13 protein-coding genes are annotated in these 13,968 nt (G+C 57.7%); 10 read left to right on the plus strand and 3 right to left on the minus strand.

The features are described 5' to 3' along the window. Positions 1 to 461 precede the first annotated feature (461 nt). A complete protein-coding gene (locus GKG34_RS08830; protein WP_005943194.1) occupies positions 462 to 1,847 on the plus strand; it encodes an alanine/glycine:cation symporter family protein in 1,386 nt (461 codons plus the stop codon). A gap of 52 nt (positions 1,848 to 1,899) precedes the next feature. Here the strand turns inward: GKG34_RS08830 and brnQ are convergent, their stop codons facing one another. After that, entirely contained in the window at positions 1,900 to 3,180 is a 1,281-nt protein-coding gene (brnQ, locus tag GKG34_RS08835; protein WP_154256029.1) for a branched-chain amino acid transport system II carrier protein, read from the minus strand. Positions 3,181 to 3,535: 355 nt separating this feature from the next. Between brnQ and GKG34_RS08840 the strand changes: the two genes are divergently transcribed. Then, complete coding sequence (locus tag GKG34_RS08840) at positions 3,536 to 4,303, plus strand: ABC transporter permease subunit (RefSeq protein WP_005943183.1); 768 nt, start codon at positions 3,536 to 3,538, stop codon at positions 4,301 to 4,303. Next, positions 4,297 to 4,872 (plus strand): ATP-binding cassette domain-containing protein, encoded by a 576-nt coding sequence (locus tag GKG34_RS08845; protein ID WP_097781505.1) that lies wholly within the window; start codon positions 4,297 to 4,299, stop codon positions 4,870 to 4,872. Before GKG34_RS08840 ends, GKG34_RS08845 begins: the two co-directional genes overlap by 7 nt. 112 nt (positions 4,873 to 4,984) lie before the next feature. On the opposite strand, the gene GKG34_RS08850 is transcribed toward GKG34_RS08845, so the two are convergent. Both GKG34_RS08850 and GKG34_RS08855 read right to left on the minus strand, forming a co-directional pair. Then, positions 4,985 to 5,743, minus strand: coding sequence for a M23 family metallopeptidase (locus GKG34_RS08850; RefSeq protein WP_173015240.1), 759 nt, complete (start codon positions 5,741 to 5,743; stop codon positions 4,985 to 4,987). Between the two features lie 329 nt (positions 5,744 to 6,072). Continuing rightward, positions 6,073 to 6,783: a Bax inhibitor-1/YccA family protein gene (locus GKG34_RS08855; RefSeq protein WP_097775049.1), complete on the minus strand. Its 711-nt coding sequence runs from the start codon at positions 6,781 to 6,783 to the stop codon at positions 6,073 to 6,075. 111 nt (positions 6,784 to 6,894) lie between these two features. On the opposite strand from GKG34_RS08855, the gene hemW reads away from it, so the two are divergent. From hemW to GKG34_RS16070, 7 genes are all read left to right on the plus strand, one after another. Beyond that, positions 6,895 to 7,977: a radical SAM family heme chaperone HemW gene (hemW, locus tag GKG34_RS08860; protein ID WP_154256031.1), complete on the plus strand. Its 1,083-nt coding sequence runs from the start codon at positions 6,895 to 6,897 to the stop codon at positions 7,975 to 7,977. 86 nt (positions 7,978 to 8,063) lie between these two features. Next, positions 8,064 to 9,356: an NAD(P)/FAD-dependent oxidoreductase gene (locus GKG34_RS08865; RefSeq protein ID WP_154256032.1), complete on the plus strand. Its 1,293-nt coding sequence runs from the start codon at positions 8,064 to 8,066 to the stop codon at positions 9,354 to 9,356. Positions 9,357 to 9,702: 346 nt separating this feature from the next. Then, on the plus strand, positions 9,703 to 10,380 hold the full coding sequence (gene cmk / locus GKG34_RS08870) for a (d)CMP kinase (RefSeq protein ID WP_097775052.1): 678 nt from the start codon (positions 9,703 to 9,705) through the stop codon (positions 10,378 to 10,380). Then, complete coding sequence (locus GKG34_RS08875; RefSeq protein WP_154256033.1) at positions 10,377 to 10,988, plus strand: lysophospholipid acyltransferase family protein; 612 nt, start codon at positions 10,377 to 10,379, stop codon at positions 10,986 to 10,988. The genes cmk and GKG34_RS08875 overlap by 4 nt, the downstream gene beginning before the upstream one ends. 3 nt (positions 10,989 to 10,991) lie before the next feature. Beyond that, entirely contained in the window at positions 10,992 to 12,902 is a 1,911-nt protein-coding gene (locus GKG34_RS08880; protein WP_097775054.1) for a bifunctional 4-hydroxy-3-methylbut-2-enyl diphosphate reductase/30S ribosomal protein S1, read from the plus strand. A gap of 244 nt (positions 12,903 to 13,146) precedes the next feature. Next, the gene (locus tag GKG34_RS08885) at positions 13,147 to 13,767 is read left to right on the plus strand and encodes a GtrA family protein (protein WP_154256034.1); all 621 of its coding nucleotides are present in this window, start codon (positions 13,147 to 13,149) and stop codon (positions 13,765 to 13,767) included. A 59-nt stretch (positions 13,768 to 13,826) separates the two neighbouring features. Then, positions 13,827 to 13,961: a hypothetical protein gene (locus GKG34_RS16070; RefSeq protein WP_005944717.1), complete on the plus strand. Its 135-nt coding sequence runs from the start codon at positions 13,827 to 13,829 to the stop codon at positions 13,959 to 13,961. The last annotated feature ends 7 nt before the right edge of the window (positions 13,962 to 13,968 follow it).

Here is a 13,968-nt window from a genome sequence, read left to right on the forward strand (position 1 = left end):
GGGAGTTGCTGTTGGGGCCGCGGCCTGCAAGATGCGAGTGCCGCCCAAGGCACGAAGCAGATGCAGGGAGCCGCAACCCGGATATATCGAATGAATCTGCTGGAGACTCTCGCATTGCTCACGTTCATTCTCGCGTTGTTGAGCTTGGTCGTGGATGTGATCCGTCTGACCGTTGAGGTCATGGCAAAGTTTTCCCAGATGAAAAGCGATGATAACAAAAAAGATTGACCGCCTCACAGTTCCCCAACTCGAGCGGTCAATCTTTTTGACTAACGGGATGGAAAGCTGACCTTTGCAGTCAGCGCCCCTTCTGTTTGTAGTATAATCGAAGCTATGTGATTTGTCAAGTTATCCTGTTCCATCGATTATTTCTATCAATATTTTAGATTTTACAATTCTTCTGTACTGTACTATAATGAAGTTATCGTCTTCATTCCATTGATCTACAGGAGGAATCTGCCTTGCTGGTAAATCTTATCGAATCCGTCTATCGCCTGCTGTGGGGCGACCTGTTCACCATCCCGCTGGGCGGCGGCATCGGCATTTCCTTCATGGTGGTGCTGCTGTTCACGGCGGGCATCTGGTTCACCTGCCGCACCCGTCTTTTGCCGGTGCGGCTGTTCCGGGATATGATCGCCGCCGTGTGCGAGAAAAAGCAGGGCAGGGACGGCCTTTCCTCCTTCCAGACGCTGGTCATTTCCACCGCCACCCGCGTGGGCATGGGCAATCTGGTGGGCGTGGTGGCCGCTGTTTCTGCAGGCGGTGCCGGTGCGGTGTTCTGGATGTGGGTCACTGCCATTCTGGGTGCGTCCACCTCCTTTATCGAATCCACCCTTGCCCAGAAATACCGCCAGCCCGACCCGCTGTACGGCGGCTGGCGCGGCGGCCCGGCCTACTATCTGCATGTGCTGGCGGAGCGCAGGCGCGGCAAAAAGCTCAAACGCTCTGTGGTAGCGGCGCTGTTTGCGGTGTCTGGTCTCATCTGCTGGTGCGGCATCAGTCAGGTGATCTCCAACTCGGTCAGTTCTGCGTTTGAAAATGCGTTCCATATTCCGCCGCTTACTACCACACTGGTGCTCACGGCCATTGCGGCGGTGATCGTGCTGCGCAAGAATGCCACCGTGAAAAGTCTGGACGTGATGGTGCCCATCATGGCGGTGTGCTATTTTGTCATCACCGTGGGCATCGTGCTGTTCAACCTGCCCAAGCTCCCGGCGGTGTTCGGGCGCATCTTTGCGGAAGCGTTCGGTCTGCGGCAGGCCGTGGCTGGCGGCTTTGGTGCTGTGCTGATGAACGGTGTCAAGCGCGGCCTGTTCTCCAACGAAGCGGGCAGCGGTTCGGCACCCTGTGCAGCTGCCGCCGCAGAGTGCGACGACCCGGTCAAGATGGGCTTTGTGCAGGCACTGGGCGTGCTGATCGATACGGTGGTGATCTGCAGCTGCACGGCTTTTTTGATGCTGCTGGTGCCGCAGGAGATCACAGAAGGACTTGCGGGCATGGACCTTTTGCAGACTGCCCTGCAGTACCATCTGGGCGGCTTTGGTGTCGTGTTCATTGCGGCCACGCTGGCGCTGTTCAGCTTTTCCACCTTTCTGGGCGTTTTGTACTATGCCCGCGGCAATGTGGCCTATCTGTGCGGCGACAACTGGTGGAGCCAGACCGTGTATAAGCTGATCGCGTTGGCCATGCTGGTGATCGGCGGTATGCAGGCCTACACGGTGGTGTGGGATCTGGGCGACGTGGGCATTGGCCTGATGACCATTTTCAACATGATAGCCTTGGTGCCCATGGCAAAGGAAGCGCTTGCCGCCCTGAACGACTACGAAAAACGCAAAAAACTGCAGTAAATAGCAAAGGCCCGGCTCCCTGTAACATGGGAACCGGGCCTTTCAGGTTATTTTATTGCAGATCAGATTTGTTTAAAAGCAGCCCGCCTGCAAGCCCGGCCAGCGCAGGCAGCACCCAGCCAAAGCCCATGCTGCCCAGCGGCAGAGCGTTGGCGGCGGCAGATACTGCCCCCAGCGGCAGCGCAGCGGCGATGCTCTGCAGGGCGGTCAGGCCCATGCACAGCGGATACACCGCCCGGTGCTTTTCAAGGCCCGGCATAAAGGAAAGCAGGATCAGCACGATGGCTGCGGGATAAATGGCGTTCAGCACCGGAGTGGACAGCCGGATGATGGCAGCAAGGCCGAGGTTCGATACCAGCATACTGGCCACAGCAAAAAAAGCTGCGATGGCAGGGTAGGGGATGCGGGGCAGAAGCTGATGAAAATACTGCCCCACACAGGCGATCAGGCCCACGCAGGTGTTGAAGCATGCGATCACAAAAATGGCCGCAATAAGCACAAGGCCCGCCCGGCCGAACAGTGTTTGTGCCAGAGCGGTGAGCACCTCGGCACCGGTGGCAAGGCCCGGATACACCGTGCCGGTCTCGGCCCCGGCGTGGCCCAGCATGGCGTAGACCACCAGCATCAGCCCGCCTGCAATAAAACCGGCCCGGATGGTGCCGCCCTCCACGGCACGGCTTTCTGTGACACCCCGGGCGCGGATGTTCAGGGCAATGACCGCGCCAAAATTCAGCCCGGCCAGCGTGTCCATGGTCTGGTAGCCGTACAGGATGCCCTGCACAGCGGGCAGGGCTGCGTACTCTGCACTGGGTGTGCCGTAGTGTGCCGCCAGCGGATGGATGAGACACCCGGCAAACAGCACCACGATGAGCACGATCAGGCAGGGGCAGAGGATGCGGCCCAGCCAGTCGGTAAGCTTTTCCGGCCGCAGCGCCACCAGAAAGGCCGCTGTAAAAAACAGCACCGAGTAGGCCAGCTGCAGCCCGGTACCGCCGCCTATCAGCGGCACCAGCATCTGGAAGGAGGTACTGGCGGTGCGGGGAATGGCAAGGCAGGGCCCGATGGAAAGATACACCAGAATGGTGAACACCATGGCAAACACCGGGTGCACCCGGCTGGCAAGCTTGTCCAGACCGCCTGCCTGTGCCACGGCCACCACGCCCGCAATGGGCAGGCCGACGGCGCTGACGGCAAGGCCCGCAAAGGCGGGCCAGAGGTTCACGCCCGCCTGCGCGCCCAGATGCGGCGGGAAGATCAGGTTCCCGGCTCCAAAAAACATGGAAAATAGCGTAAAACTGACCAAAAGCAGGCTTTTGCCGGAGAGCTTCTGCATAGGACAGACACCTCATTTCTTTCTTTCTTGCATCAAAGATGACAGAGATTCATACAGTTCAGTTTATCGTTTTATTGATTTCATGTCAAGAAAGAAAAACATGAAGAAAAGTAATGGCAGGCATGATAAGCTCTTATGCATCATGATGCACGGGTCATTGGCGTTTGGAAAGAGATATGGTATTATAATGTATAATGTAGAACTGAGCAGGCCATCAGGGCGCTTTCTCCGCGAAATTCGGGGCTTCCAGTTCCCGCCCTGTTGCCTTATGGCAACAGGGTCCTATCCTCGGATCATTCGCTGAAGAAACACCCTGCCGTCCTGCATTTATTTGTAATCAGGAGCAGGTAAGTTTATGAAGCGACATAAACAATTTTTTCAGCGGCTGGGCGCTGCGGCCTTCTGGCTGGCGGTGTGGCAGTGCGCCGCCATGGCGGTGGGACAGGAGGTGTTCCTTGTTTCGCCGGTGCAGGCGGTGCGCACTCTTTTGCAGCTTTTGCCGCAGGCAGAGTTCTGGCAGCGGGTGGGTTTCAGCTCCGGGCGCATTCTGCTGGGTTTTGGGCTGGGCGTGGCCGTAAGCATCGTGCTGGCTGTGGCCGCACAGGCGTGGCACACGGCAGATGTGCTGCTTGCTCCGGTGCTGCAGCTGGTCAAAGCCACGCCGGTGGCAAGCTTTATCATTCTGGCGCTGGTGTGGGTGCGGGGGGCATCGCTTTCGGTGCTCATCAGCTTTTTAATGGTGCTGCCGGTGCTGTACGGTGCGGTGCGCACCGGCATCCAGAGCGCAGACCCACAGTTGTTGGAGATGACGAAGGTGTTTCGCCTTCCGCTGGGCCGACGGCTGCGGGCGGTGTGGCTGCCTGCGGTGCTGCCGGCCTTCCGGCAGGGATGCAGCGTGGCCCTTGGCATCTGCTGGAAGAGCGGTGTTGCCGCTGAGGTGATCGGCCTGCCCAATGGCAGCATCGGCGATGCACTCTACCGGGCCAAGATCACCCTTTCCACCGGAGAGCTGTTCGCATGGACGTTTGTGATCATCCTGCTCAGCGCCGGGTTTGAAAAGCTGTTCCTGCTGCTTCTGGACTGCGTGACCCGCGCCGTGACCGGGGAGGTGCCGCAATGCTGACCATCGAGCATCTGACAAAACAGTTCGGGGAGAAAACGCTGTTCCGGGATCTCTGCCTCACGGTGGAAGGCCCGGCGGTACTGTGGGCACCCAGCGGCTGGGGCAAGACCACATTGCTGCGCATCCTCATGGGGCTGGAAGAACCCACTTCTGGCATAGTACAGGGCGTTGGCCGGGTGGCAGCAGTGTTTCAGGAAGACCGGCTCTGCTCGCAGCTGACAGCTGTGCAGAACGTGACGCTGGTATTGCCCGGCAGTGCAGAACAATACAAGGAGCAAATCATAAAAGATTTTCAACAGTTTGGCATGGATGCTGCCGCACTGGCCCTGCCTGCAGCACGGCTTTCCGGCGGACAGAAGCGCCGCACGGCTCTGCTGCGGGCTTTGTGGGCCGCCAGCGATACGCTGCTGTTAGACGAACCCTTTACCGGCATGGACCCGGACACCCTTGCCGCTGCTGCGGCGCTGCTGCGGGAGCGCTGCGGAGAAAAGCCTGTCTTGCTGGCTACCCATGACCGCGAAGCCATCCGCCTTCTGGGCTGGCCGGTGGTTGAGCTGGAAAATGCCTGAGCCTGCATCTATCCTATAGAATGAAAAATCGGAAAGACCAGAACGGCCTTTCCGATTTTTTGCTGCTTGGAATATTTTACTGAAAAATACGCAGGGGATACGGAAAACTGCATCAGTTCAGCAGCTTTGCCGGGTCAAGGTACTGCTCACCCTGCAGTACTTCCAGATGGATATGCGTCTCCTCGGCGCATTCGTTGGGAATGCTGCCTGCACGGCCAAGTATCTGGCCCACACTCACTTCGTCGCCGGTCTGCACCGTGGGGTCGGCTGTGCCGCACACCCGCCACAGGTGCCCGGCGCTGTCCTCGATGCACACCACACTGCCCCAGCGGCTATCGGTGTCCACGGCGGTCACCTTACCGGCGGCGGGAGCACACACCTGTGCATCCTGCGCACAGGCGTAGTCCACACCGTTGTGGGTGCGCCAGTCGCCAAGGGTGCTGCTGTACACCAGCTCATCGCCGCTGTAGACGTTCAAGACCCTGCCCGAGACGGGCTGCGTGGAGGCAGGCGCAGCTGAACTGCTGGCAGGCGAGGATGCGCCCTGCAGTGCGGAGGGTTCGTGCACCAAACCAGAGCCAGACTGCGCCCCAGAAGAGGACGCAGAGGATGCGGGCTTGGGTACATTTGCCGCAGATTCTGCGGCGTCGGTCACGGGCTGCTGCCATACATCGTCCTCCTGTGGGTCAAGGGTGAGCTGCGGCTCCGGTGCAGGTTCTTCCTGCGGGGTCGTTAGGTCGTCGTAGCTCTTTTTCAGTTCATCCCGCACGGTGCGCACTGCCCACACGCCCGCCGCTGCGGCTGCGACGAGACAGGCCAGCAGTGCCAGTGTAAAGCCCCTGCTGCGCAAAAACTTTTTGATCTGCTCCATTGTCGTTACTCCCATCTGCTGCATTGTGTACGCATTGCTTCTGGGCTTAGTGTGGGACAGCAGGGCAGGTTTTATGCATTCTTTTATTTAAATGCCCTCCGCGTTGCTCTGGGCATATTTAGAGGAAATGATATTTTGTAATATAGCAGCCTAGCCAGACCTGCGGGTCTGGCTGGGCTGCACTTTCACAGGAAGGGCCGCAGCCGGAAAATGCATCTTCCCTCTGTGGCCTTCTGTGTTGATGCCCAGAGCGAAGCGGAGGATATTCTAAATGATATTACCAAACAAAAAGGCCCTCCCTTTTCGGGAGAGCCTTTGCGGATCAAAAATCAGTTGCGGCGGCGGCTGTTCATGCCCAGCAGGCGCACAACATACAGGAAAATGTTGATGAAGTCCAGATACAACGTCAGTGCACCGTAAATGGAAGCCTTCTCGGCCAGCTCGCCGTCATAGGCGTAGTAGGAGAACATCTGGCTCAGTTTCTGGGTATCATAGGCGGTCAGCAGCATGAACACTACCAGACCGACAGCGCTGTACAGCACCGTGGTAAGGAAGCTCATGCCGAACAGCATGCCCACAAAGCCGGTGATGATGAGCGCGAACAGGCCCATCATCAGCTTGGGACCCCAGCCGGACAGATCCTTGTGGGTAGTAGTGCCGTAGACCGCCATCAGGCCGAAGTACAGCGAAGTGGCAAGGAAGGCCAGCACCAGAGTGCCCAGATCAAATATCAGGAAGTAGTAGCTCAGCACCATGCCGTTGAGCAGTGCATAGGCAAAGAAGGTGGCTCTTGCACCGCCCACCGACATGTTCTGCACGCGGGAGCTGAGCACATACACCAGCACCAGCTCTGCGATGGTGAACACCAGATACAGCGAGTTGACGACGTACAGCAGCGGGGTAGCGGCTGTAACGAACGCCGCTGCAAAGGTGATGAGCAGGCCTACCGCCATCCAGCGGTAGGTGCGGTTCATATAGTCAGCCGAGGTCATGGCAGGCTCCGTGTAGCCTCGATCGTAACCATTGTAATTGTAATCCATATGGGACTCCTCCAGTCTCTTTCTGCCGGAACACTTTTTCCTTGCTCCGGTCTACGGAATATAGTATACTGCATAGAAATGAACGTTTCATGAAAAAGGCTGTGATATTGTATGTCTCTTGGGCTTTATTTACACATACCCTACTGTTTTTCCAAATGCAGATACTGCGATTTCTATTCCCATCCCGGTGAGCGCGGCGTACCGGAAGCTTATGTGGATGCGCTTTTGCGGGAGCTTTCCCGCTTTGCGCCGGAAGCACCTCTGCAGCCGGACACCCTTTATTTTGGCGGCGGCACGCCCAGCCTGCTGCGCCCGGAGCAGGCAAAACAGCTGATCGATGCGGCCCGGCCGATGCCGGGGGCCGAGATCACACTGGAAGCAAACCCGGAGACGGTGACGGAAGAAAGCCTTGCAGGCTTCCGGGAGGCGGGCGTGAACCGCATCTCTTTCGGGGTGCAGTCTGCCCGGGATACCCAGCTGCGCACACTGGGCAGGCCGCACACGGCAAAGCAGGCGCGGGCTGCATTTGCCGCCGCGCGGCGCGCAGGCTTTGCGAACATCAGCGGCGACATCATGCTGGCACTGCCGCACTACACCGAAGCCGAGTTTGACGAAACGCTGGAACTGATCGAGGGTGGTGGGGCTACCCATATTTCGGCATATCTGCTGAAGATCGAGCCGGATTCGGCCTTTGGTAAACATCCGCCCGAAGGCCTGCCCACCGGCGATGAAGCCGCCGATTTTTACCTTTATGCAGTGGAACAGCTGGAACACCACGGCTACAAACAGTACGAGATCTCCAACTTTGCAAAGCCCGGCTATGAGGGCAGACACAACCTCATTTACTGGGACTGCGGCGACTATCTGGGCCTTGGCCCGGCGGCGCACTCCTGCATGGGCGGCAGACGGTTCTACTACCCGCCGGACACCGCCGCTTTCCTGAACGATGCCGCCGCCCCGGTGATGGACGGCAGCTGCGGCGCAGAGGACTACCTTATTTTACAGCTGCGCCTGCGCAAAGGCCTTTCGCTGGATGCATACAAAAAACTTTACGGGAAAGAATTTTCCACCGCACAGCTGGCCTTTGTGCAAAACTGCGTCCGGGCGGGCTATGTAAGCTTTGATGGCCGCACCCTTGCCCTGACCCCGGCGGGTCTCATCGTGCAGAACAGCATCCTTGCCCAGCTGTTGTAATTGGCAGAAATACGGCAACACATTGCTTTTGTGTGTCGATTCTGGTATGATATACTCGTATTATTAGGCGATGGGAGAGAAAACGGATGGCGAAAGTATTGATCGTCGGCGCAGGCGCGGCAGGACTGATGGCGGCGGGTGCCGCCGTGCGGCAGGGGCATCAGGTGACGGTGCTAGAACACATGGACAAGCCCGGCCAGAAGATCCTTGTCACCGGCAAGGGCCGCTGCAATGTGACCAACGACTGCCCGGCAGAGGAATTTCTACGCCATGTGCGCACGAACCCGCGCTTTCTGTATTCGTCGCTGGGGGCCTTTCCACCGGAAAAGACCATGGAACTGTTCGAGGGCCTTGGCGTGGAGCTGAAGGTGGAGCGCGGACGCCGGGTGTTCCCGGTATCCGACAAGGCCGAAGAGATCCGGCAGGCTCTTTTGCGCTATGCGCAGGATGCTGAACTCGTGCATGACGGCGCGAAAAAGCTGCTATTGGAAGAGGTAACACCGGAGCCGGAAGCAGCTCCCGCCGCACCGGAAAACCCGCGCCACCCCAAAAAGAAAAAGGCAGGCCCGGCACTGCGGTGCATCGGTGTGCGGGGCACCTCCGGCCGGGAGTACCGGGCGGATGCCGTGCTGGTGGCCACCGGCGGCGTGAGCTACCCCACCACCGGCTCTACCGGCGACGGCTACAAACTGGCCCAGCAGGCCGGGCACACCCTCATCGAGCCGGTGCCCAGTCTGGTCAGTCTTGTGAGTCATGACGCGGACTGCAAAAAGATGATGGGCTTGGCGCTGAAAAACGTCACCCTGACCCTGTTCGAGGACAGCAAGGCCATTTTTGACGAGCAGGGCGAAATGCTGTTCACTCATTTTGGCATCAGCGGCCCGCTGACTTTGAGCGCATCCAGCCATCTGGGCGACATGAAAAAACACAAGTATCATGCGGAGATCGACCTCAAGCCCGCTCTCAGCGAGGAACAGCTTTACGACCGCATCACGCGGGATTTTGCCCTGCTGGCAAACCATGCGGCGCAGGGCGCGCTGGTAAAGCTTTTGCCGTCCAGTATGCAGCCGGTGATGGTGGCGCGCTGGGGCATCGACCCGGCTACTAAGGCAAACCAGATCACCCGGGAGCAGAAGAGGGAGCTGGTGCAGCTGATGAAGCACTGGCGGGTGTCCATTGATGCCCGGGGCGATCTGGCCCACGCGGTGATCACCAGCGGCGGCGTGTCCGTGCGGGAGGTGGACCCCAAAACCATGCAGAGCAAAAAGGCGCTGGGCCTTTACTTTGCAGGCGAAGTGCTGGATGTGGATGCCTATACCGGCGGCTACAACCTGCAGATCGCCTTCTGCACTGCACAGGCGTTTGCAAAAAATCTGTAATTACAGATAAAACAATTTTAAATGCCCTCCGCGCTGCTCTGGGCATATTTATTAGAATAGATTTTTTTGATTTGTATTTTGAAAACGACTGCGGTCGTTTTCAAAATACGTTTTCACAAAAAGAGTTATTGCCGGGATAGTCTCACAGACCGCTGCGCAACTGTTCCTGAAGGGAACGAGCAGCAATGCAGTTCTCCGTTACGACCCCACTTGTGAAAAATCAAATCTGGAAAATCCGCAGATTTTCCAGATTTGTAAATATTTAAAATAATTTTCCGTTGAAGATGGCCACAGCGAATGCGGAGGCCATTTTAAATTGTTCAGTTTAAAAAAGGAGAGATACAACATGGTATCTGTTGCGATCGACGGGCCTGCAGGTGCAGGCAAATCTACGCTGGCACGCCGTCTGGCGGCTGAAATGGGCTATATTTATGTGGATACCGGTGCCATGTACCGCGCCATCGGCCTGTATGCCCTGCGCGCAGGCAAGGACCCTAAGGACAACGACGCAGTGAACGCGCTGCTTCCCCAGATCGAGCTGCGGCTGGCCTCCATTGAGGGCGAGCAGCACATTTATTTAAAGGAAGAGGATGTGAGCACCGCCATCCGCACCGAGGCCGCAGGTATGGCTGCCTCTGCCGTGGGCGCAAACCCGGCTGTGCGCGCCTTTCTGCTGGAACTGCAGCGGGATATGGCCAAAAAGCAGGACGTGCTGATGGATGGACGCGACATCGGCACGGTGGTGCTGCCGGATGCCACGGTGAAGATCTTCCTCACCGCCACGCCGGAAGCCCGCGCCACACGCAGGTGGAAAGAGTATCAGGCCAAGGGCATCGATACTCCCTATGAAGAGGTGTTGGCCGACGTGAAGCAGCGGGACTATCAGGACACCCACCGTGCCGCTGCACCCCTGAAGCAGGCGGACGATGCCGTGCTGCTGGACACTTCGGAGCTGGATTTTGAACAGAGCCTTGCTGCAATGAAGAAGATCATTGCGGAGAAAGTGAATAAAACGATAAAATGATATTATATTACATCTTAGTGCCCTTTGCGTGGCTTTTGTGGCATATCGGTTTCCGCATCCATGTAGAGGGGCGCGAAAACCTGAAAAAGGTGCAGACCAAAGGCTGCATCCTTGCGCCCACCCATGTCTCCGCCATCGACCCGGTGTTCATCGTGGTCACCCGGTGGAGCAGGCGGATGGTCGTATTTGCCAAGAAGGAACTGTTCGAGATCAACGGCTTCCTGACATGGTTCTTCCGGTGCTGCGGCGCGGTGTGCGTGCGCGGCACAAAGGATGAGATGGCTGCCATCGAGCAGACCGTTGAAGCCTGCAAAAACGGCAAGACCCTGCTCATCTTCCCGGAGGGGACCCGCGAAAAGGACGGAAAGCTTCTGCCGCCCAAGAGCGGACTGTTCGTCATTGCGGCGGGGGCCGGGGTGGACGTAGTGCCCTGCCGCATCCTGTACGATACGCCGGATGGAAAAATGCACCTGTTCTGCAAAGTACGGGTGATCTACGGCGAGCCGATGCCTGCAGAGCAGTTTGCCATGGAGAGCCGCCGCGACACCAAAAAGCTGCGTGCCAACAAGCAGGCCCTACTGGATGCGTGGGAAAAGATGGGGGCGTAAAAGATGGAGATCCGAGTTGCCAAAACGGCGGGGTTCTGCTTTGGTGTCAAGCGGGCGGTGGATCTGACCTATGGCCTGCTGAACGAAGGCTGCAAGGTGGCCACCCTCGGCCCGCTGATCCATAACCCGCAGGCTGTGGAGGATATGCAGAAAAAGGGTGCCCTTGTGGCGGATGCCATCGCCGATGTGCCCGCCGGGTACGAGGTGGTCATCCGCAGTCACGGCGTGCCGCGCACCGTGTACGACGAGCTGGATGCGCGCGGCATCACCTACCATGATGCCACCTGTCCCTTCGTGCAGAAGATCCAGCGCATTGCCGCCGAGGCCGAAAAGGCGGGGGCAGTGCTGCTTGTGGCAGGCGACAAGACCCATCCGGAGGTGCAGGGGATCGTGGGCCACACCCGCGGAGAGGTGTTCGTTTTTGCCGATCTGGCCGAGTTGAAGGCATGGAAAGGCCCCTCTGACCCGCAAAAACCCCTGTTTGCAGTTGCACAGACCACATTTCAGGTTACAAAATGGCAAGAAAGTTCGGAGTTTCTCAAAAAAGCCTATACAAACGCCCGAATTTTTGATACAATATGTAATGCGACGTGGGCGAGGCAACAGGAAGCGGAAGACCTCAGCCAAAAATGCGACATCATTGTTGTCATTGGCGGTCATCATTCTTCCAATACCCAAAAGCTGGTACAGGTCGCCGCAAAACACACGCGTGCCGTAACGGTCGAGACAGCGAGCGAACTTCGGCCGGAATGGTTTGCAGATGTTAAAGTGGCGGGCGTGACAGCCGGGGCTTCAACGCCATCGTCTATTATTGAGGAGGTACTTAACAGTATGAGCGCAGAAATCAATGACAGCATGAGCTTTGAGGAGATGCTGAATGCATCCGAGGAAAAGCGTGTTCATGCAGGCAGTATTGTGAAAGGAATCGTGACCAGCATCTCTGCCAACGAGATCCAGGTGGATATCGGAGCGAAGCAGACCGGCTTTGTCAAGCTGAGCGAGCTGACCGATGATTCCTCCGCCAAGGTCGAAGACCTGGTGAAGGTTGGCGATGAGCTGGACCTCATCGTCGAGAAGGTTATGGATCAGGATGGCGTCATCCAGCTCTCCCGCAAGAAGCTCGCATCTCGCAAGGGCATGGAAGAGATCGCTAAGGCCGCTGAGTCCGGCGAGGTCGTCGAAGGCGATGTCACCGAGTTCAACAAGGGCGGCGTTGTGGTCAACGTCAAGGGCGTCAAGGTGTTCGTTCCTCGTTCTCAGGCTACTATGCGCCGTGATGAGGACTACACCGCTCTGGTTGGCCAGCACGTTCAGCTGGTTGTCACCGAGTGCTCCGGCCGCAAGATCGTCGGCAGCATCAACAAGGTGACCGCTGAGCAGAACAAGGCAAAGCGTGAAGAGTTCTGGGCAAACGTTGAGGTGGGCAAGACCTACACCGGCGTTGTCAAGAGCCTGACTTCTTACGGTGCATTCGTCGATATCGGCGGTGTGGACGGTCTGTGCCACATCAGCGAGCTGAGCTGGAACCGCATCAAGCATCCCTCCGAGGTCGTCTCCGTTGGCGACACCATCGAAGTGTATGTGAAGGACATCGACACCGAGAACCACAAGGTCTCTCTGGGCTACAAGAAGGCCGAGGACAACCCCTGGGAGCAGCTGAAGAACAACTACCCCATCGGCAGCACCTTCCATGCTCCGGTCGTCTCCCTGACCAAGTTCGGTGCATTCGTCCGCATCCTGCCGGGTGTTGATGGTCTGGTCCACATCAGCGAGATCAGCAATGACCGCGTTGAGAAGGTCTCTGACGTACTGAAGGTCGGCGATATGGTCGATGTGAAGCTGCTGGATGTCGACTTCGACAAGAAGCGCATCAGCCTGTCTATGAAGGCCCTGCTGAACGACGACGCTGAGTAATCAGCCTTTCGTTCGGAAGAAAAGCTTCTGACACAATGCGATCAACAGCCCCGTTGCCGGGAAAACGGCGGCGGGGCTGTTTTTGTTAAGGAGAGAACCCTCTCAGTCACCTGCGGTGACAGCTCCCCCGAAGGGGAGAGCTTTTGGCAAAAGAGGGCAGGCTCGCCGCGCCCGCAATAAAACCTCGCCCTTCGGGAGAGGTGGACGCGAGCAGCGCGAGCGGACGGAGAGGGTTTGACGAACTATGATAAATTTTTTCAAGAAACACTGGGAAGTGCTGAGCTATCTGGTTTTCGGCGTGCTGTGCACTTTGCTGAACATTGTGCTGTATGCGCTGTTCAACAAGCTGTTTGGCTATACAGCCGCCAACAGCTGGGGCAATGTGCTGGATAACATCATCTGCATCCTGTTTGCCTACTGCACCAACCGCGCCTTTGTGTTCCGCAGCAAAACGCATGGCAAGGCCATGGCGAGGGAATTTGGTGCATTCGTCACCTGTCGTCTGGGTACAATGCTGCTGGACACTGCAATTATGCTGGTGCTGGGCAATCTGCTGGCTGCGCAGGGTGCAGCGCTGATGGACGAGCTGATGCAGGGGGTGCTGAGCGTGGTGGCCCACTGGCTTGGCCCGGATACGGCCATCCAGATGGCAGCCTCCTATGCAGGCACACCGGCGGGGGTCACGGATGGCTCTGCCGCTATTGCCGTCATCGGCGGTGCAGACGGCCCCACGGCGATCTTCGTTACCAGCCGCTACAATGCGCAGGCACTGTGGGGCTTTGCCGTGAAGGTCTTTTCCAATGTACTGGTGATCGTGCTGAACTATGTGTTCAGCAAGCTGATCATCTTTAAAAATCGCAAGTGAGATATTTTCTCCGCCGCAGGCGGAGAAAATATCCAATATAATTTAGGAGGTACGGTTTTATGAAGCGTGGTCTGAAAGGTTTTGCATTTCTGGTCTCCGGTCTGGTGCTGGGCATCATTGGTGCAACGGTCTCAGCAACTGCAATTGCCCTGAGTGCTGTCGGCATGGCGAAGGTGCGCCGTGCCAGCAAGTAAAAAGGAG

The sequence above is a fragment of the Faecalibacterium sp. BIOML-A4 genome (assembly GCF_009679665.1).
GTDB lineage: Bacteria > Bacillota > Clostridia > Oscillospirales > Ruminococcaceae > Faecalibacterium > Faecalibacterium taiwanense.

Coding starts and splice junctions, on each gene's coding strand:
- GKG34_RS08865 (WP_154256032.1), top strand. CDS start 8,064: ATGGCGAAAGTATTGATCGTCGGCGCAGGCGCGGCAGGACTGATGGCG.
- hemW (WP_154256031.1), top strand. CDS start 6,895: ATGTCTCTTGGGCTTTATTTACACATACCCTACTGTTTTTCCAAATGC.
- GKG34_RS08850 (WP_173015240.1), bottom strand. CDS start 5,743: ATGGAGCAGATCAAAAAGTTTTTGCGCAGCAGGGGCTTTACACTGGCA.
- brnQ (WP_154256029.1), bottom strand. CDS start 3,180: ATGCAGAAGCTCTCCGGCAAAAGCCTGCTTTTGGTCAGTTTTACGCTA.
- GKG34_RS16070 (WP_005944717.1), top strand. CDS start 13,827: ATGAAGCGTGGTCTGAAAGGTTTTGCATTTCTGGTCTCCGGTCTGGTG.
- GKG34_RS08845 (WP_097781505.1), top strand. CDS start 4,297: ATGCTGACCATCGAGCATCTGACAAAACAGTTCGGGGAGAAAACGCTG.
- GKG34_RS08840 (WP_005943183.1), top strand. CDS start 3,536: ATGAAGCGACATAAACAATTTTTTCAGCGGCTGGGCGCTGCGGCCTTC.
- GKG34_RS08880 (WP_097775054.1), top strand. CDS start 10,992: ATGGAGATCCGAGTTGCCAAAACGGCGGGGTTCTGCTTTGGTGTCAAG.
- cmk (WP_097775052.1), top strand. CDS start 9,703: ATGGTATCTGTTGCGATCGACGGGCCTGCAGGTGCAGGCAAATCTACG.
- GKG34_RS08875 (WP_154256033.1), top strand. CDS start 10,377: ATGATATTATATTACATCTTAGTGCCCTTTGCGTGGCTTTTGTGGCAT.
- GKG34_RS08885 (WP_154256034.1), top strand. CDS start 13,147: ATGATAAATTTTTTCAAGAAACACTGGGAAGTGCTGAGCTATCTGGTT.
- GKG34_RS08855 (WP_097775049.1), bottom strand. CDS start 6,783: ATGGATTACAATTACAATGGTTACGATCGAGGCTACACGGAGCCTGCC.